Source organism: Alcaligenes sp. (assembly GCF_050255915.1).
GTDB lineage: Bacteria > Pseudomonadota > Gammaproteobacteria > Burkholderiales > Burkholderiaceae_B > Alcaligenes > Alcaligenes aquatilis.
In genome coordinates this window covers 38613-55830 of the sequence record NZ_JBFWIQ010000015.1, presented here as the reverse complement: position 1 = coordinate 55830, position 17218 = coordinate 38613, and the positions used below count along the sequence as shown (strand labels likewise).

Here is a 17218-nt window from a genome sequence, read left to right as displayed (position 1 = left end):
GAGCCGTCCGTATTCTTTCATCCCCAACGGGGCAGACTCCGCCCCTGTGGGCGGTACGCCCCTCTCATCGAGGACACCACCATGCCTGCATCTTCTTCCGAGCAACCCCTGTACCGCATCGACGAGTGTAGCGACCTCATGGCCGATGCCTGCGTCTGCGGAGACCAAGGCGATCTGCTTTTTCTCTCAGTCTGGGCGCGGGACACCGCGATCCAGCAGTTCATCGGGCGGCTCACCTTGGGTCGCAACGAGGATGGTCTGGACCAGTTCCACGTCATCACAGGTCAGGGCGGCTCGCTGCCCGTCTTCGTTGGCTCGGTCGATCGCCTTGAAAAGCGCCTGACCCGCAGTTACCACCGCACGCTGTTCGGCTCAATGGTCAACCTGTGGCTGTTCGACCGACGCTGCATCCGACCCGACAAGAGTTCGGCCAGCGCCTTGGCGCTGTTGCCACGCTCTGCGGCAGATCCTACGTCACGCCTGTGGCATCTGGTCAAGGAAACGTGCCCGCTGCCGCTGCTCGACCACTGGCAATCGCCAGTTCTGGCGTTGCTGCGTGAGCGCGAGATGTTGCGCTCTTTGCCAACGGCCCTTGGACCGCTGCAAGGGTTCCGTCTCTCCATCGACGTTCCAGTGCTGACCCAGGCGCTGTGCAATCTCATCCGTCAAGGTGTGCTTACCGCTTATCCCTATCCAGCCAAGATTTGGACTCCGGAAGTGGTAGCGGCTTAACCCTAGTGCGGCGGCACGCCTTGGCGTGCTTCCGTCTTTTATCCCCGCCAACCAGGAGATTTCCATGGCATTGATGTTCCCCAGGCTCGCCAGGAATTTTGCAAAAAATGGGTACTACCCAACTGACCAAGCCACCCTAGAAAGAACTCTCAACGCACTGGCGCCCAGCGATGGGCTGATGTGCATTTGTGATCCTTGCGCCGGTGAAGGTGTCGCCATTGCCGAAGCGGCTCATGCCCTTGGGCCTGACCAAAGCAGCGCCTACGCAGTCGAATATGACCTAGAACGGGCCAATCATGCCCGGATGCTAGTCGATCGCTGCATTCACGGTGACCTGATGGACACTATGATCTCGCGCCAAGCTTTCGGGCTTTTGTGGCTCAACCCGCCTTATGGCGATCTCGCAAGAGACGCCAACGGCAACTTGGGCTACGAAGGCAAGGGCCGCGGCCGCCTGGAAAAGTTGTTCTACCAACGCACTCTGCCCCTGTTGCAGTACGGCGGCATCCTGGTCTTCATCATCCCGTCCTACGTATTGGATCAGGAGATGGTCGGCTGGCTGACACGGCATTTTGCCGATCTGTCTATCTTCCAGGCGGTGGACAAGCAATTCAAGCAGATCGTGATCTTTGGCCGTCGTGTTCGCCAGCGCGAACAGGCGGGCGACGATGCAAAAGCCTCCCGCACCCGGCTGCTGCAAATCGGCCTGGGCGAACTGGAGGTTGACGAACTGCCGCCCGAATGGACGCTGCTGCCGTATGTAGTCCCCACGGCCCAGGCGGAACCGGAATATTTCTACCGGATCAGCATGGAGCCTGAGCAGTTTACCGACGAAGTGCGGCGCCTCAAAGGGCTGTGGCCCGCGCTCGAGACCCATCTGGGCGCGACCCAGCAGACCTTGCGTGCTCCGGCACGCGCATTGTCCCAATGGCACCTGGCTCTGGCTCTTGCGGCCGGCGCGATCTCCGGTGTCGTGCAATCACCCAGCGGCCGCACCCTGGCCGTCAAAGGCGACACGTTCAAACAGAAGTCATCCGCCGTGGAATACCGCGAGCGCGATGACGGCTCTTTGGCCGAAACACGCATCCTCACAGACAAGTTCGTCCCGGTCATTCGTGCCTGGGACCTCACACCCAGCTCTCCCACGCTGGGACAGGTTCTCACAATCCATTAATAGGAGCAGTTCCATGCTCATGAAATTGCTATTTAACAATCCTACCCCAAGCCTCCAAAGGCCTCTGTTCTCCGTCGGTGCCATCAAGCTCAGCGAGAAAGTTCGTTGGTTGGATGACCACGCTTTGCTTGATCCGATTACCTTGGTGCAGCGCCACGTTCGCGGAGATTGGGGTGATATCGGTGAGTCCGAACGCCGCTCGAATGAAGACGCCCTTATTCAGGAAGGCATCATTTTTTCGCGCTACCTCATCACGCCACGTTTAACGGTCGCAGTGACGACCGACGAAAACCGCGACCTGACGCTCATCAAGCTAACCGGTGAGCACATCAACATCTGAAACTACTGTTAATTCACCCAACGGGGACCCTTGCCCCGTTGAGGGCCATGTCCTCGTCTTCTGCTTCAAGGAGGCCTCATGGCTACCGCAATATTGTTTCTCAACCCAAAGCTGAAACCCCGCTTTGAACCGGGTCAAGCTGTCATGACAATGGGTGTCGAAACCCTGATTCAGCAAGGACGGATTGACCCCGCTGTCTATTTGAGTCGTCATCTTGCTGGCGATTGGGGTGATCTCGATGCGTGTGACCGTCAACAAAACGACGCTGCATTGCGGTCAGGTGAAGATCGCCTGTTTTCCTCGTACCAGATCGCACCTGATCTGAAGCTGTGGATCATCACCGAATGGGATCGCAGCGTCACCACGCTGCTTTTGCCCAGCGAATACTGATCTTCCTCATTCCCGGCCAAGCGCCAGTTCGTCTTTCCCCCTGGGGCATGTCACCGCCCCTTGGGCAGTGGTGCATGCCCCATTTTTTTGGAACATCACCATGAACACGCAAACCATCGAAGCGGTCCCAGCCGTAGATCCTTCATCCCTTGAGGGCGACCTGCTCGAACAGGAATCGTCCGAGTTATCCATGAGCCTCCAAGACTTCGTTTCCGAGTTCGGTGACGAGTTGCTGGAATCTCTCAACCAGGCGAACCCGCCTGTCTACAGCGGCACGCCGCGCCCGCACCGCCAATTGGTGCTGGCTGGCCTGAAACGCCAGTTGTTCCCCGCCCAGGCCGAGGTCGTGCATGCGGCCTCGGAACTGCTCATCAACCAAGGTGAGCGGGCTGTCTTCGTCAATGGAGAGATGGGAACGGGTAAAACCACGATCGGCATTGCGCTGGCCGCAGTCCTGCATGCCGAAGGCTACCGCCGCACGCTCGTCCTGAGCCCTCCGCATCTTGTCTACAAGTGGCGCCGGGAAATCCTCGAAACCGTCGCTGGTGCGAAAGTCTGGGTGCTCAACGGCCCGGACACGCTGCTCAAGCTCATCAAGCTGCGCGAGCAGCTTGGCGTACCTTCCCCAGCGCAGGAATTTTTCATATTAGGTCGTGTCCGCATGAGGATGGGGTTCCACTGGAAGCCCGCTTTCGCCCGCAAACAGACTCGCCACGGCTATGTAGGATGCTGCCCGCATTGCGGAGAGGTTATCACCAACCTTGACGGTGAGCCGATTGGTGTTCAAGAACTTGAGTCGGAGGATTCTCGTCGCAAGTGCAGCGGCTGCGGTGGTGCGCTGTGGACGTTGATGCGTCCACGCGCATTGTCCGGCAGCGATCAGTCTTCAGCCGTGCTGCGTGCTTTGAAGAGGATTCCCACCATCGGGGAAGCCACCGCCAGAAAGCTGATGAAGACTTTCGGGGACAGCTTCCTGGCCTCAATACTCGGTGACAACCTGCACAACTTCATCAACCTCATGGACGCCAGCGGAAACCTGGTGTTCTCCGATCGCCAGGCCAACCGGATGGAGCGGGCAATGGCCTCGATGGAGTTCGGGTTTGGCGAAGGTGGTTATCAACCTTCGGAGTACGTGAAGAGATATCTTCCGCGCAGCACATTCGATCTGCTCATAGCCGATGAAGCGCACGAATACAAAACGGGCGGTTCGGCGCAAGGCCAGGCGATGGGTGTCATCGCTTCCAGGGTCCGCAAGACAGTTTCGCTCACTGGCACGCTGATGGGCGGCTATGCGGAGGACTTGTTCCATCTCCTGTTCCGGGCACTACCGGGGCGCATGATCGAAGACGGCTACGTCCCCGGTCGCAACGGCAGCATGAATGCTGCCGCGATGGCCTTCATGAGGGATCATGGCGTCCTGAAAGACATCTATTCGGAGTCCGACGGGCCTGCGCACAAGACGGCCAAGGGCAGCAAGGTCACGATCAGAACGGTCAAGGCGCCCGGATTCGGGCCTAAAGGCGTTTTGCGGTGCATCCTGCCATTCACCATTTTCCTGAAACTTCGAGACATCGGTGGCGTGCTGCCACCGTATGACGAGGAGTTCCGGGACGTGGCGATGAGCGTCGAGCAAGGCGAGGCCTATCAGAAGCTGGCCTCCAGTCTGACGCTGCAGCTCAAGGAGGCCCTGCGTAAACGGGATACGACCCTTCTGGGCGTGGTCCTGAACACCTTGCTGGCATGGCCCGACTGCTGCTTCAGGGCAGAGACGGTCCGCCATCCGCGAACGCGCGACGTGCTGGCATTCACCCCAGCCCAGTTCAACGAGCTGGAGGTGATGCCCAAGGAACGCGAACTGATCAACATCTGCCGCCAAGAGAAGGAGGCGGGTCGCAAGACCCTGGTGTATTCGGTCTATACCGGCACGCGGGACACCACGAGTCGGCTGAAGATGCTGCTGGAGCAGGAAGGCTTCAAGGTGGCGGTGCTGCGCGCAAGCGTGGATGCCAGCCAACGCGAGGACTGGATTGCCGAGCAGATCGACCGGGGCATCGACGTACTCATCACGAATCCCGAACTCGTCAAGACGGGGTTGGATCTGCTCGAATTCCCCACGATCGTGTTCCTGCAATCTGGGTGGAACGTCTACACGCTGCAGCAAGCTGCGCGCCGCTCATGGCGCATCGGCCAGAAGCAGCCCGTAAAAGTGATCTATCTGGGATATGCCGCCTCATCGCAGATGGCATGCCTTGCGTTGATGGCCAAGAAGATTCTTGTGTCCCAAAGCACGTCGGGCGATGTACCCGAATCCGGGCTGGATGTGCTCAACCAAGACGGTGATTCCGTCGAGGTTGCGTTAGCCCGGCAACTGGTCGCTGCCTGAGGTTTTTCATTACTGGCCGACGTTCGTAAAAGAACGTCGGCTTTTTTTTCGTAGATTGTGCGAACATTAATCTCAATACTTATCGCCGCAGGACAATATGCAATTTCCTTTCTTTAATCAAAAAAACAAGCTGACCCGGAAGGAACGAGTATCTCGCTTCCAACAAGTTATGGAGTTGGCGCACGATATAGTCAACATAGATCCGGTTGGATTACAGACTTTGACCAGGCTTGTTGCAGCGCCTTTGCAGGCAAAGGTGGTCACGTCTGCTGCATACGCCACTCCCCATAATGCTCGTCGGGCAGATAGCTTCAGTAGCTTATTCTTTCAAGGTAGTTTGCCAGTGACCCCAGATGGCAAACGCGCCGACAAGATATCTGGTAGACGGCCTGATAGATGTTTTAAGTTGCGGATTGGAACTGATCCTGTATTGGCGACGCCATGGCATCGAGGCCGGTTGGCTAATGCTCTCGCCACTATTGGGTTTGGTAAGCGGCAAGGTGCTTGGGTTGAGGACGATAATCATCGAGTTTCACTGTTGCTTCCCATTGGCCTGGGCATCGTATTAGGAGGAAATCACTCCATGGCTGCTGGGATAGCGGATGGGGAAGGGTTTGTTACTTCTACAGATGTACAGGATTTGTCGCCTCTCTACCCACATGTTCGATATGACGGCCTATCTTTCCTACGCACCCATGATGGAGCACGATTGTCTCAGCCGGAGGATGAAGAGCCAGGCATGTTGTTTGAAATAGGTCGCCTTATGACCGAGCATGGTGTAAACACAGGCATTGAATGGATTGATCCAGACATTGTCCCTGAGCCATCGCTTTCAGGTGGCGATATCTACTACAAAGTACTGATCAATGGACACGATGCTGGCGTTGCTTTGACCCCGAGTGGAGCTGCTTTGGAACTAAGGCGAGCAGGTCTGCAAGAAGGTACCGTGCAATGGAACCAAGCATTGCACGGTGAGTCGACACTTTTTCGCTACAACCGCCATGGCGATAAGGAGACTATCGAGCTTCGCTGGAGCATGCGTCGGCGAGTCGTAAACGATTTGGGTTTTGTCTATGGTGCCATGCCCTGGGTCGCTGCCGATGACGACTAGGCCTGGCGATCATCCAAAACGACGTGCACAGAGAATAGGGAGGATCCAAGTTCGCATTAACAACTGACCGCCCCGCCACACCCGGTGAATCTATCGGCTCATCCAATCACGAAGAGCCGATGCTATGTCCGCACTCCCCAATTACCGACGCAAGGTCTGCGCCAGCCTGCTGACCGCAGCCCTGGTCGGTGGCTGCGCCACCACCTCGACGCCACTACCGCCCATCGAGGAAACTGCGCCAGTCCTCGAAGCTAAAACGCCTGAGTTCATTCCCGTAACACGCTACGGCCGATACACGTTAGTCGAACTGGCACCCGCGGCAGCGCAACGCGACCTGCTGCTGCAAATCATCGACATATCCATGCCCGAGGAAGCCCGCGCAACGGTAGGCGACGGGCTGCGGCATGCGCTCAAACGCAGCGGGTACCAGCTTTGCGAGACCACACATGCCGTGATTGAGCTGTACTCGCTGCCGCTACCGGCAGCGCACCTGCATCTTGGCCCCATGACCGTGCGCGATGCGTTGCTCACCCTGGCCGGGCAGGCATGGGAACTACACACAGATGACCGGGCACGGCAAGTTTGCTTCAAGCGCCCCCTTCGCGACGGCGCTAGCGCCGACCCCGTACAAGAGCCGCCCGTCGCCAAGGAGGTGCAGACCTTCCCGCTGATGCCGTCCACTCAGAGAGGTCAGCCATGATCGACTCGCATTCTCTGCGGCACCCCACTACCACCGTAGTAATGAAAAGCCTGCTCTGGCTCTGGCTGATCGGCCTCAGCATCTTCGTAGCCTTCGGCTACCAGGCGATGAACGACCAAGCCGACCAGCAGCGGCTCGATTCCGGCCTGCAACGACTCGAAGCGCAAGTATCCGCGCTGTCCGAAACCACCCAGGCCTTGCAGCAGCGGCCTGCGGCAGCAACGCTCGCTGGTTTACAAGACACCCGCCAAGCCTTGGAGGCACGCATTGTCCAGGTCGAGCAGGCGCTTGGTAATCATGCCACAGCCGTTGACCTCCAGGCATTGCGCGGGGAAGTCGAACAGATCAAGACACACCAAACGACTGCGCCCGTCACTCGCGTAGTAGCCCCCACCAAGCCGCATCCGCCCAGCAAGTCGACCCCCAAGGCTGAGCCACCACGGTTGCCATTCCACGTCATCGGTACCGAGCTGCGTGCCGGCCAGCGCAGCGTCTCCGTTGCGCCAAGCACTAGGGGTTTCGCGCCCGACCAGCTTCAGGTGCTGCTGCCGGGCGATGCGGTCGGCCCGTGGCGCTTGCAGACCATCGAAGGCAGCACCGCCGTGTTCCAGGTCGGCCGCCATACCCGCCGGGTGGCAATTCCTTAAGGTCAATGCGATGAAACATCGTCCCATTCTCATCCTGTTGCTGACGGCTCTGCATCTGCCCGTGTCGGCTCAGCAGGTATCTCAGCAAGCGACCAGCATCCAGCCAGCCCGTACCAATCAGAGCCAGATCACACACAACCGGGACGCACAGCTGGCCAAGCAATGGGGGCTACGCGACGACGAGTTCGCCCGTTACCGCGAGCTGATGGAAGGACCGATCGGCGTCTATTCGCCCAATCTGGATCCGCTATCGACTTTGGGCATTGAGGCCCGCACCGATGAAGAGCGGCGGCGCTATGCCGAGTTGCAGGTGCAGGCCGAAGCGCGTCGCGTCGAGAAGCTCCTGGCGTATCAACGCGCCTACGACGAGGCCTGGCAGCGTCTGAACCCTGGTATGCAGCGCGTAAATCTGCCCAATGACAAGCCGGGCACCATTGCCATGCCCGGCAGTGAGCGCACGGCGGTGTTCGTGAAAGACGCTTGCGAAGCCTGCGGCCAGCTCGTGCAACGGTTGCAATCATCGGGCGCTGAGTTCGATCTATATATGGTCGGCAGCCGCCAGGACGACGCTCGTATTCGGGACTGGGCCAAGCGCGCAAACGTCGATCCGGCGCGTGTACGCAGCGGCAGCATCACGCTCAACCACGACGGCGGGCGTTGGCTGTCACTCGGCCTGCCCGGCGACCTGCCAGCAGTCGTGTATGAGGTGCAAGGCCAATGGCAGCGTCAACCATGATCACGTGCCTGCGCGCCCTGGTGCTTGCAATCGGCGTGTTCGTCAGCGCTGCCCATGCACAGGAGGTTCCTCCACCGGCCTATCAGCTTGCCGCGCAGCGTGCGGGTATTCCGTCGCTTGTCCTTTATGCCGTGGCTTTGCAGGAGAGTGGTATCCGACGAAATGGGCGCATCGTGCCGTGGCCATGGTCGCTCAATATCGCTGGCAAGTCCCGCCGCTTCGCCACTCGCGCCGATGCCTGCGCCGGGCTACAACAGACCATGCGCGTCACGCCGCTCAAACGCATCGACGCGGGCCTGGGTCAGATCAACCTCGGCTACCAGCAACATCGCTACACCCACGCGTGTGACTTACTCGATCCGTATCGCAACCTCGCCATCGCTGCCGATATCCTGAAGGAACAACACGTACCGGGCGAGGACTGGCTGCTGGCGATCGGTCGTTACCACCGGCCCGCGGGCGGCGAACCTGCTGCCCGCTACCGCCGCAGCGTATCCCGCCATCTCGCCCGAGTGCAGGGCACGCACCCAACCGCACCGGCGCTTTTCACGCGCCAGGAGACATCCCCATGAAAAAGAAACCTCATCTGCCCTTGTGGGGCCTACTAGTGCCGCTCGCGGGCTTGCCACTGGTGTTGTATGCCAGCGAACCGCTGATCGTGGTGGAGGAGCGTGGCGGCGTGTCGGCGCTGCCATACTACGAGGCCCTCAACCTCCAGCCACGCACCAAAACGCTGGCCCGCCCCCCAATCCCGACGCCCCAGGTTCCCACCACGCCGGCGGACGAGGCCGCCATGCTGCCGGTACGCAGCGCCAAGCTTACACCAGGCACCGTTGCTCGGCGAGTAATTGAGGCACCGGGCCTACGTCCTTTCGTGGTCGTCGGCGACGATGAGGCATCTCGGGCCTGGCTGCGCAGCCAGGCGGCGGCGCTACGCGAGCGCGGCGCGGTCGGCTTGGTGGTCAACGTAGAGACCGTGCAGGATCTGGCGCGGCTGCGCGCCCTGGCGCCCGGCGTGCCGCTCGCACCTGCGTCAGGAGACGACCTGGCCGAGCGCCTGGGCCTTCGGCACTATCCGGTTCTGATCACGGCGACCGGCATCGAGCAATGAAGCCATGTCAGGGAAACAGCCGGTTGAGGTGCTGCTTCGCCCAGCGGTGGAGCTATATACCGTCGCGGCGTGTGCAGGCGCCGCGTTTCTGTCCCTGGTGGCGCCATGGTCGCTCGCGCTAAGCCCCTCCATGGGCGTCGGAAGTGCGCTGGCGTTCGGAGCCTACGGCGCGATCCGCTACCGCAATGCCCGAATCATCCTGCGCTACCGGCGCAACATCCGCCGCCTGCCGCGCTACGTGATGACGAGCAAGGACGTGCCGGTCAGTCAGCAGCGTCTGTTCGTGGGGCGCGGATTCGCGTGGGAACAGAAGCACACCCATAGGTTGATGCAGACGTACCGGCCTGAATTCCGCCGCTACGTCGAGCCGACGCGAGCCTACCGCGTAGCACGGCGCCTGGAAGAACGGCTGGAATTCTCACCATTCCCGCTGTCCCGGCTGTCAAAGCTCACCGGCTGGGACGTACCTTTCAACCCAGTGCGGCCGCTACCGCCCGTGGGTGGTTTGCCGCGCCTGCACGGTATTGAACCCGACGAAGTGGACGTCAGTTTGCCGCTGGGCGAGCGCGTTGGGCACTCGCTGGTGCTAGGCACCACGCGCGTGGGAAAGACCAGGCTGGCTGAATTGTTCGTGACACAGGACATCCGCCGCGTGAACGCGGCGGGCGAGCACGAGGTCGTGATTGTCATTGATCCCAAGGGCGACGCCGACCTCTTGAAACGAATGTACGTCGAGGCCAAGCGCGCAGGCCGTGACGGCGAGTTCTATGTCTTCCATTTGGGCTGGCCAGAAATTTCCGCACGCTACAACGCCGTGGGCCGCTTTGGCCGCATTAGCGAGGTAGCCACCCGCATCGCGGGGCAACTTTCCGGCGAAGGTAACAGCGCGGCGTTCCGCGAGTTCGCCTGGCGCTTCGTCAACATCATTGCGAGAGCACTCGTTGAGTTGGGGCAGCGCCCAGACTATATGCTGATCCAACGCCATGTCATTAACATCGATGCGCTGTTCATAGAGTATGCCCAACATTTCTTTGCCAAGACGGAGCCCAAGGCCTGGGAGGTGATCGTCCAGATCGAGGCTAGGCTCAACGAGAAGAACATCCCGCGCAACATGATCGGGCGCGAGAAGCGCGTGGTGGCGCTGGAGCAGTACCTCTCGCAGGCGCGCAACTATGACCCGGTGCTGGATGGCCTGCGCTCGGCGGTTCGCTACGACAAGACGTACTTCGACAAGATCGTCGCCAGCCTTTTACCGCTGCTGGAAAAGCTCACCAGCGGAAAGATCGCCCAGCTCCTGGCCCCGAATTACTCCGATCTGACGGATCCCAGGCCTATCTTTGACTGGATGCAAGTCATCCGAAAACGTGCAGTGGTGTATGTGGGCCTGGATGCACTGTCCGACGCGGAGGTCGCCGCAGCCGTCGGCAACTCGATGTTCAGCGATCTCGTTTCGGTCGCCGGGCACATCTACAAGCACGGGATCGACGACGGGCTTCCGGGCGCATCGGCCGGCACGCGCGTGCCGATCAATGTTCACGCCGACGAGTTCAACGAGTTGATGGGCGACGAGTTCATCCCGCTGATCAACAAGGGCGGTGGCGCAGGCCTGCAGGTCACCGCGTACACGCAGACCCTCTCGGACATCGAGGCCCGCATCGGCAACCGCGCCAAGGCCGGCCAGGTCATCGGCAACTTCAACAACCTGTTCATGCTGCGCGTGCGCGAAACGGCCACCGCCGAACTGCTGACGCGGCAATTGCCGAAGGTCGAGGTCTATACGACCACCATCGTGAGCGGCGCGACCGACAGCTCGGACATTCGCGGGGCTACGGATTTCACGTCGAACACCCAGGACCGCATCAGCATGTCCAGCGTGCCGATGATCGAGCCGTCGCACGTCGTCGGCCTGCCCAAAGGCCAGTGCTTCGCGTTGCTGCAGGGCGGCCAGCTTTGGAAAGTGCGCATGCCGCTGCCAGCGCCGGACCCGGACGAGGTGATGCCGGCAGACTTGCAGCAATTGGCCGGATATATGCGCCAGAGCTACAGCGAAGCGACGCAATGGTGGGAGTTCACCAGTTCCCCGGCCTTGCAGGACACGGGCCTGCCCGACGACCTGCTGGATGACGCCGCTGCGGCCGAACCTCCCGCGGTGGCCATCGCCACCGACGAGGACACCGGCAACGAGACCTCGCCATGAAGGACGCCGCCTCGACTGCGCAACGGGAGCAGAACCAACGCCAGGGCCTGATCGTCGGCACCATCACCTTGCCGTTCCGGCTGCTCGGGGTGCTGATCGGCTCGCTGCTGTTCTCGATCGTCGTGGAGTGCGTCGGCATGCACCTGTTCTGGCAGGACCAGGGCTGGCGCCATTCCCAGCAGATGTTGCAGTACGAGCTGGGGCACCTGTCCAGCCACTTCACGCGCAGCGTGGTGGTACAGGAGCCGGGCCGCACGGCGCACGAACTGGTGGACACCGGCTACGAATGGGTGTTCGTGCGTTCCGGGCTGCTGGAGCGCATGAGCCAGACCGCCGAGCGCGCCCGCGCGCCCAGCCATGGACAGACGCGCAACTTCCGCTATTACATCAGCCAGGCCTATGTCTGGACCGAGAGCTACCTGATCGCCGCGGCTTTCACGACGCTCACGTTCCTCGTGCGCCTGCTGGTTCTGGTGCTCACGTTGCCGCTGATCTTCACTGCGGCGTTCGTCGGTCTGATCGACGGTCTTGTGCGGCGGGACGTGCGCCGGTTCGGCGCAGGCCGGGAATCCGGCTTCATCTACCACCGCGCGAAGGCAAGCCTGATGCCGCTGGCCGTGCTGCCGTGGGTCACGTACCTGGCCTTGCCGATCTCGGTGCATCCACTGCTGATCCTGCTGCCCAGCGCCGCCTTGCTGGGGCTGGCGGTGTCCCTGACCGCTGGCAGTTTCAAGAAATACCTGTAGGAAGACAACAGCATAATGTTGTCTGCTCTGGGCGAATCTTGCTCGTTCTCGAACGCTACAGACCCAAGTTGGCAACGATACTCACCTAGCAGGTGCTAGCCTACACTGACTCTGCTTTCTTCGGAATGTACTGCATGCCCATACTTACGGTCGCGTCATTCACTTGTAGAAATGAGAAGCGAAATAATCAATGACCTCTGACGCCTGCGTACCCTGACGAAACCGCTTCTGCTGATCGAAATCAGTCGACGGTAACATATGGATCAGTTGTTCGTGCGAGTACAGCGATATGACTTCCAGCGCATCTAAGCCTCGTGAGCGTTGCCCAGTGAGAGTATTCATCGCCTCGACGACAGCACCAATCATGACGTCAGCCAACTGAACCGCTGGGCTACTCTTCGAATCCACCAGTATCACTGACTGGAGCTTAAGCGGAAACGTGAGATTCGCGATCTCAGTCTGGCGGAAAGTAATTTCCTCATCGTGATCGATGTATCTTTGCAGCAGGTCGTGGTATGTACGCAGGTTCTTGGACTGATCGTGCTCAACGCGGTACGCGCTGTCAGCCATAACCTCCATGCGGCTTATAAGCGACTGCAACACCACCCAAGCAGCATCGGTGCTGACACCGGGCGTAGCGATAGCTTGCAAACACTCCGGCGCAGCAAACTGTGCCAGTGGCCCCAAGGCTTCCGGCAAAGCTTGCCAATTGGTACTCCGAGCAGCCTGCACCAGAGCGCCAAGAGCCTGTGGTGACTTCTCCTTAACGGCACGCTGAAACGAGGCTAGTAAACGCTCGAATGCACTCTTGCCAAAGAGCGTGGGGCCGGCCGTGTGTAGGAGTGAGGCCAGCGCGTAGTTCTGACCATCGGCGTAAAAATCGTGTCCGCGCTCGTAGTAGAAGGGCTCCACCGCGTAGTCAAGATACATCAGAAGTAAGAGGTAGCGCTTGTCGCAAACGTAAGTCACACATTTATAGTGGGTCAGTAGATCACGTTGTAGAGCCAACAGGCGAGGGTGATTGGCGGGACGGCGAGCCAAAGCACTGTATTTGAGTTCGGCGGCTTGAAGCGATGGAAAATGCTCCCGGATCAAACAACGTGCATCGTCATCCTCAATGGCGATCGCGGCCGCTCCTTGGAAGCGCTGCGCAGCATTCAACAGGTCGAAACCGGTGTAGCCGCTTTCGTCAATCCGAAAGCACTCCATTTAACTGCTCCCTGAAATAATGGCGACAGCGATGCTGTCGGCTAAACCGAGATTTCCCGCTCCAACTCGCTCAAGCGGTCAACGATGTGCTCGACTGACGGAGTCGCACCATAAAACGTCTTACTGCCCCGCCCCGCCTTGCTAGGGTTGGCCGCGAGCCTGATGGCAGGCAGCTTCAAAATATGCTTGTAATTGATAAGGTCACTTTGTCAACCATTGACCGTAGGCCTCAACATCGATCATAGGTACCGTTCCGCTGAACTGAAGCTGCGCAATCAGCTTGAACAAGAACGCTGTAGCGGGCTTGCTTTCGTTGACGTAGTTGTAATTCCCTGTAGCAGAGTCGTGAAAGAAGTGCCCGTGGGCAGCAACACATCCGATGTCCAAGCGCCCGTCACCCAAATCGGTTTTCAGCGCTTTGTCCATCGACGGTCCCAAAGCAGGGCTCCATTCGCTCTCGAAGGTCAGCAGACCGCCAAGTATGGGAATCAGAGGCTTCGCCGGATAAGTCCCGCCAGCATGAGGGATCGGCAGGCTCGTTCGATGCAGCTTACGAACGCTGGCTACCTTTTCCTGGGCATAAGCGACCAGAGCGGCATCTGCGGTCTGCTTCGCTTCAAACACAGCGTACACACTTTCGGCGGGGATGATCGTTTCGTTTTCATAGGTGAAAATGAAGGGCGAGTACTGCCGGTCGAACACCACCACGTCTATCTGCTGGCTGAAGTTCCCCAGACTATCTACCACATGCGCTTTGGCCGCTTGATAGCGCTTGGGTAGATATGTGTCCAGCATGCTGATCCAAACATTCTCACTGGCATCACCCTTGGTACCTGGGTGCGCAAAACTCCTGCGTACGACGGACAAGCGCTGCTGAATGTCGTCATGCAATGACGAAAGAAGCTGGGAGAGCGACCATTGAGACATGTTTTTTTCCTCAGTTGGTAGTAGTGCCTTGAAGTCAGGACAATGGGAACTTCGGCCCAAATAGCGCGCGCCAGGCCCGAAGTGCTTCCAGATTGCGGCCCCGACGGCTATGGTCGATGGCGATAGACGCGTCTCGGCTTGCCTGCGCCAACAGCTCCTGCGCTCGCAGTTTGCGTGCGGCATCCATGTCGTTGCTAATTGCAGGGCCCATACCTGCCGGATCGGGCCATTCGTCATGGACACGGTCGGCAAGCGTTGCAAAGAACGACTGAATCTCGCGATCGAAAGAACCGCCCCAACCGCCGTACAGGCATTCCAGCGCCATGACTTCGATCAGGAATGACGGCTTGACCGGCTTCTGATCGCCATGCTTGGGATTGTTGTTCCAATATTTCACCATGCGCACGAGGCCTTTCCACTCATTGCCATAGGCCTGATGTGCGGCGGTCGCCTTTTCTTTGTGGATTTCCGGGTCCGTCTTGATCCATTTGCCCGAGGCTGAATCCGGGATCTCGTACTCCGTGCCGGTGTCGAATGCAGGCACAGCATCCACACTCACCACGCGATAGTCCGTATTGTCCTCGGCGTCGATGTGGATGCCAAAGTCCACATTGATCGATCGAGCCTGCTTGCGAACAGCAGCCTCACCATACTTGTCGACCAGCGCTTGGTAGAAATCGTCCAACACAACCGTCGCCGCCTTGCCGTGGTAATGCTTCTCAGAATCCTTCATTACGAAGAAGATATCAATATCCTTGAGCGGCTTGGTCTTGGTGTAGCGCGCATACGACCCCGTCAGGAAGCTACGCGCAATCCCGAATTTCGTCTGCAGGTAGTCGCGCACCTCATTCTGACGCTGCGAGGCATTCTTCTGCTCGCGCTCGTTAAGCTCAAGGCGCGATTTGAATTTCCGAAAAGCTTCTTCAATAGACAGCATCAGCGTTGCCTCCAGTATCCGGCCTGACCCGCGAGGCCACTATGTTCGACAGTCGAGCCAAGGCTTTGTTTGACCATATCTTCTGTAGAACGGTAGCTCCCATTGCCCCAGCCCTCAACATCTGGGCGCCCAGGCCTGGTGTCGAGCATGACTTTGTACTTAGCTTGCCAAGGTAACAGCCCAGCCTTCTTGATGGCGTACTTCAATTGCTCGGTATCGGTCCAGAAGCTACCATCGCCCTCCGACCACCCGTAAACGATGTCGATATCCCAACGAATGATGAGTTTGTCCGTGAAGGGATCGTATATTTCCAGAACGACCCTACGCAGGTCACCGGTACCAAGCCATGTTTTGATGGCCCGGGTGTTACTAGCCCAACTGTCAACAAAATGCTCAGGATCTAGGCCGCTGAAGAGAATGATGTCTTTGAGACTCTTGAGAATGTTGTCGGTGACATAGGTAACCGAGTGGGTGTATGAGTAAGTAGCGACCGTGCTCATGACTTTAGGAAACCTCCAAGGTCGAGCGAAAGCGCCTGCCCGGCCATCGCTTTTTCCTCTGTCGCAATCCCTTGTTCCAAATCGCGCGCGCTAATACGACTGCTATGCTTCTTCAGCGCAGACTGAACCCAAGCAAGCTGTTCCTTTGAGCATGGAAGCGAGACTGCCCACTCACCCTTCAATGGCTCGAATCCCAGAGGATCCTCACTGGCATCGCTGCCATCGATCGCATCTTCGTCGAAGAGACAGTAGATCCGTGTGCGAGGCCCATCGCAGGTTGCAACGATAGGTGCACCTTTGGGAGATTGATCACTGATCAGGCTGGCAGCGACACCTGCCACGGCCTTGAGCTCTTTACGGGCAGTGCTGTCTTTGCCCTGGGTCAGCAGTTCAACGATGGCGTCCCAGGTTTCCAACGCATCACGATGCGGAGAACCGCGGAACGTCCGGCTCACGACAGTGGTCATTGTTGCTTTCCTCCTTGAATGCGCACTTCTTTAGCCTGATCGATCGCCTCGCTCAGGTGCTCAATGGACAGTTTATTTGGATCAATAGCAACCTGGGGATCTGCTGCAAGGGCATTCGCTACGACCTTGCGAATAGCGCGTCCATCCAGCCCCACGCATTCGCCAGCGCAGGCGTCGAACTTGGTGGTGGCTGCGAGCTTGCCTATGTTGGGGAAGGTCTTGGCCAGCCCTTTCAGACAGTCAGCGAGAATCTGCTTGCATGCATTCTTATCTGGCAAAGGCACCTCCATCACCATGTCGCAACGCGAGAGGAAGGCGCTATCGACCGCTTGCGGGAAGTTACTGGTCGCCACGAACAGAAGATGTGGGTGTTGCTCGGCGAGCATGTCTAACTGCACCAGGACAGCATCAGTGGCACGATGAACATCGATCGGGTTGGCTTCCAAGCTAAGCTTTGATCGATCAGCAGCGAGCGTCTCGACCTCATCCAGAAGCACGATCGTCGGCCCTACGGCTGCGGACTCAGCGATTGATTGTGAGAAGAGGTCTGCCACAGCGCGCTGCGTCTTGCCCATTGCGGAACTGGTCAGCGTGTGTGGCTCGACTTCGAGCAAGCGAAATTTCACCGAAGGGAAAGACTCAGCCACGCGATGCGCCAAGCCCCGCGCCAAGGAGGTCTTCCCTGTTCCCGGCGGCCCCACCAGCAATATCACGCCATGCAGGGGCAGCACTGTGCGCTCGACCTTGGGACGCACAGTAAAATTGACGATCGCCTGGGAAAGCAACTGCTTCTTGCGCGCCTCGTCCATCACAATGGAATCCCACAATGCGCCCAATGAGGCGTCCGGTAGCTTCCAGTTTCGGTGGATGCCTTTCGGCAGGGAGGTGTCTGTCGGGGGATTCTTTGTCAT

General features: G+C 59.0%; 19 protein-coding genes. 13 read left to right on the top strand and 6 right to left on the bottom strand.

Features of this window, described 5'->3' with window-relative positions; translation table 11 throughout:
- Nucleotides 1-81 precede the first annotated feature (81 nt).
- The 13 genes from AB7E06_RS16630 to AB7E06_RS16570 all read left to right on the top strand — a co-directional run bounded on the left by AB7E06_RS16630 (nucleotide 82) and on the right by AB7E06_RS16570 (nucleotide 12267).
- Entirely contained in the window at nucleotides 82-732 is a 651-nt protein-coding gene (locus AB7E06_RS16630) for a hypothetical protein (protein ID WP_427957733.1), read from the top strand.
- Between the two features lie 40 nt (nucleotides 733-772).
- The gene (locus AB7E06_RS16625; protein ID WP_427957815.1) at nucleotides 773-1906 is read left to right on the top strand and encodes a DUF6094 domain-containing protein; all 1134 of its coding nucleotides are present in this window, start codon (nucleotides 773-775) and stop codon (nucleotides 1904-1906) included.
- A gap of 13 nt (nucleotides 1907-1919) precedes the next feature.
- A complete protein-coding gene (locus AB7E06_RS16620; protein ID WP_427957732.1) occupies nucleotides 1920-2246 on the top strand; it encodes a methyltransferase in 327 nt (108 codons plus the stop codon).
- Nucleotides 2247-2324: 78 nt separating this feature from the next.
- Entirely contained in the window at nucleotides 2325-2636 is a 312-nt protein-coding gene (locus AB7E06_RS16615) for a hypothetical protein (protein ID WP_427957730.1), read from the top strand.
- A gap of 100 nt (nucleotides 2637-2736) precedes the next feature.
- Nucleotides 2737-5019, top strand: a complete 2283-nt coding sequence (locus tag AB7E06_RS16610; RefSeq protein WP_427957728.1) for a helicase-related protein — start codon at nucleotides 2737-2739, stop codon at nucleotides 5017-5019.
- Between the two features lie 97 nt (nucleotides 5020-5116).
- Nucleotides 5117-6130, top strand: a complete 1014-nt coding sequence (locus AB7E06_RS16605; RefSeq protein WP_427957727.1) for a DUF6710 family protein — start codon at nucleotides 5117-5119, stop codon at nucleotides 6128-6130.
- A gap of 124 nt (nucleotides 6131-6254) precedes the next feature.
- The gene (locus AB7E06_RS16600) at nucleotides 6255-6830 is read left to right on the top strand and encodes a PilL N-terminal domain-containing protein (protein ID WP_427957725.1); all 576 of its coding nucleotides are present in this window, start codon (nucleotides 6255-6257) and stop codon (nucleotides 6828-6830) included.
- Nucleotides 6827-7477 (top strand): hypothetical protein, encoded by a 651-nt coding sequence (locus tag AB7E06_RS16595; RefSeq protein WP_427957723.1) that lies wholly within the window; start codon nucleotides 6827-6829, stop codon nucleotides 7475-7477. The genes AB7E06_RS16600 and AB7E06_RS16595 overlap by 4 nt, the downstream gene beginning before the upstream one ends.
- 10 nt (nucleotides 7478-7487) lie before the next feature.
- The gene (locus AB7E06_RS16590; protein WP_427957721.1) at nucleotides 7488-8213 is read left to right on the top strand and encodes a TIGR03759 family integrating conjugative element protein; all 726 of its coding nucleotides are present in this window, start codon (nucleotides 7488-7490) and stop codon (nucleotides 8211-8213) included.
- On the top strand, nucleotides 8195-8785 hold the full coding sequence (locus tag AB7E06_RS16585) for a lytic transglycosylase domain-containing protein (RefSeq protein WP_427957719.1): 591 nt from the start codon (nucleotides 8195-8197) through the stop codon (nucleotides 8783-8785). The genes AB7E06_RS16590 and AB7E06_RS16585 overlap by 19 nt, the downstream gene beginning before the upstream one ends.
- The gene (locus AB7E06_RS16580) at nucleotides 8782-9324 is read left to right on the top strand and encodes an integrating conjugative element protein (RefSeq protein ID WP_427957717.1); all 543 of its coding nucleotides are present in this window, start codon (nucleotides 8782-8784) and stop codon (nucleotides 9322-9324) included. The genes AB7E06_RS16585 and AB7E06_RS16580 overlap by 4 nt, the downstream gene beginning before the upstream one ends.
- A gap of 4 nt (nucleotides 9325-9328) precedes the next feature.
- Nucleotides 9329-11521 carry a type IV conjugative transfer system coupling protein TraD gene (gene traD / locus AB7E06_RS16575; RefSeq protein WP_427957715.1) on the top strand — a complete coding sequence of 731 codons (2193 nt, stop codon included), beginning with the start codon at nucleotides 9329-9331 and terminating at the stop codon, nucleotides 11519-11521.
- Complete coding sequence (locus AB7E06_RS16570; RefSeq protein ID WP_427957713.1) at nucleotides 11518-12267, top strand: TIGR03747 family integrating conjugative element membrane protein; 750 nt, start codon at nucleotides 11518-11520, stop codon at nucleotides 12265-12267. Before traD ends, AB7E06_RS16570 begins: the two co-directional genes overlap by 4 nt.
- 159 nt (nucleotides 12268-12426) lie before the next feature.
- Here AB7E06_RS16570 and AB7E06_RS16565 read toward each other — a convergent pair whose 3' ends face one another.
- The 6 genes from AB7E06_RS16565 to AB7E06_RS16540 form a co-directional block, all read right to left on the bottom strand.
- Nucleotides 12427-13476 carry a DUF3800 domain-containing protein gene (locus AB7E06_RS16565; protein WP_427957711.1) on the bottom strand — a complete coding sequence of 350 codons (1050 nt, stop codon included), beginning with the start codon at nucleotides 13474-13476 and terminating at the stop codon, nucleotides 12427-12429.
- Nucleotides 13477-13677: 201 nt separating this feature from the next.
- A complete protein-coding gene (gene nucC, locus AB7E06_RS16560) occupies nucleotides 13678-14403 on the bottom strand; it encodes a CBASS effector endonuclease NucC (protein ID WP_427957709.1) in 726 nt (241 codons plus the stop codon).
- 34 nt (nucleotides 14404-14437) lie between these two features.
- Nucleotides 14438-15340 (bottom strand): CBASS oligonucleotide cyclase, encoded by a 903-nt coding sequence (locus AB7E06_RS16555; RefSeq protein ID WP_427957707.1) that lies wholly within the window; start codon nucleotides 15338-15340, stop codon nucleotides 14438-14440.
- Nucleotides 15340-15840 (bottom strand): HORMA domain containing protein, encoded by a 501-nt coding sequence (locus AB7E06_RS16550; RefSeq protein ID WP_427957706.1) that lies wholly within the window; start codon nucleotides 15838-15840, stop codon nucleotides 15340-15342. Before AB7E06_RS16550 ends, AB7E06_RS16555 begins: the two co-directional genes overlap by 1 nt.
- Nucleotides 15837-16307, bottom strand: coding sequence for a hypothetical protein (locus AB7E06_RS16545; protein WP_427957704.1), 471 nt, complete (start codon nucleotides 16305-16307; stop codon nucleotides 15837-15839). The genes AB7E06_RS16550 and AB7E06_RS16545 overlap by 4 nt, the downstream gene beginning before the upstream one ends.
- Nucleotides 16304-17218 carry an AAA family ATPase gene (locus AB7E06_RS16540; protein WP_427957702.1) on the bottom strand — a complete coding sequence of 305 codons (915 nt, stop codon included), beginning with the start codon at nucleotides 17216-17218 and terminating at the stop codon, nucleotides 16304-16306. The genes AB7E06_RS16545 and AB7E06_RS16540 overlap by 4 nt, the downstream gene beginning before the upstream one ends.

Excerpts from the sequence above, each read along its gene's own strand:
- traD (WP_427957715.1), top strand. The coding sequence starts at position 9,329 with ATGTCAGGGAAACAGCCGGTTGAGGTGCTGCTTCGCCCAGCGGTGGAG.
- AB7E06_RS16570 (WP_427957713.1), top strand. The coding sequence starts at position 11,518 with ATGAAGGACGCCGCCTCGACTGCGCAACGGGAGCAGAACCAACGCCAG.
- AB7E06_RS16610 (WP_427957728.1), top strand. The coding sequence starts at position 2,737 with ATGAACACGCAAACCATCGAAGCGGTCCCAGCCGTAGATCCTTCATCC.
- AB7E06_RS16615 (WP_427957730.1), top strand. The coding sequence starts at position 2,325 with ATGGCTACCGCAATATTGTTTCTCAACCCAAAGCTGAAACCCCGCTTT.
- AB7E06_RS16600 (WP_427957725.1), top strand. The coding sequence starts at position 6,255 with ATGTCCGCACTCCCCAATTACCGACGCAAGGTCTGCGCCAGCCTGCTG.
- AB7E06_RS16585 (WP_427957719.1), top strand. The coding sequence starts at position 8,195 with ATGGCAGCGTCAACCATGATCACGTGCCTGCGCGCCCTGGTGCTTGCA.
- AB7E06_RS16580 (WP_427957717.1), top strand. The coding sequence starts at position 8,782 with ATGAAAAAGAAACCTCATCTGCCCTTGTGGGGCCTACTAGTGCCGCTC.
- nucC (WP_427957709.1), bottom strand. The coding sequence starts at position 14,403 with ATGTCTCAATGGTCGCTCTCCCAGCTTCTTTCGTCATTGCATGACGAC.
- AB7E06_RS16605 (WP_427957727.1), top strand. The coding sequence starts at position 5,117 with ATGCAATTTCCTTTCTTTAATCAAAAAAACAAGCTGACCCGGAAGGAA.
- AB7E06_RS16595 (WP_427957723.1), top strand. The coding sequence starts at position 6,827 with ATGATCGACTCGCATTCTCTGCGGCACCCCACTACCACCGTAGTAATG.
- AB7E06_RS16550 (WP_427957706.1), bottom strand. The coding sequence starts at position 15,840 with ATGAGCACGGTCGCTACTTACTCATACACCCACTCGGTTACCTATGTC.
- AB7E06_RS16545 (WP_427957704.1), bottom strand. The coding sequence starts at position 16,307 with ATGACCACTGTCGTGAGCCGGACGTTCCGCGGTTCTCCGCATCGTGAT.
- AB7E06_RS16540 (WP_427957702.1), bottom strand. The coding sequence starts at position 17,218 with ATGACAAAGAATCCCCCGACAGACACCTCCCTGCCGAAAGGCATCCAC.
- AB7E06_RS16620 (WP_427957732.1), top strand. The coding sequence starts at position 1,920 with ATGCTCATGAAATTGCTATTTAACAATCCTACCCCAAGCCTCCAAAGG.
- AB7E06_RS16590 (WP_427957721.1), top strand. The coding sequence starts at position 7,488 with ATGAAACATCGTCCCATTCTCATCCTGTTGCTGACGGCTCTGCATCTG.
- AB7E06_RS16565 (WP_427957711.1), bottom strand. The coding sequence starts at position 13,476 with ATGGAGTGCTTTCGGATTGACGAAAGCGGCTACACCGGTTTCGACCTG.
- AB7E06_RS16555 (WP_427957707.1), bottom strand. The coding sequence starts at position 15,340 with ATGCTGTCTATTGAAGAAGCTTTTCGGAAATTCAAATCGCGCCTTGAG.
- AB7E06_RS16630 (WP_427957733.1), top strand. The coding sequence starts at position 82 with ATGCCTGCATCTTCTTCCGAGCAACCCCTGTACCGCATCGACGAGTGT.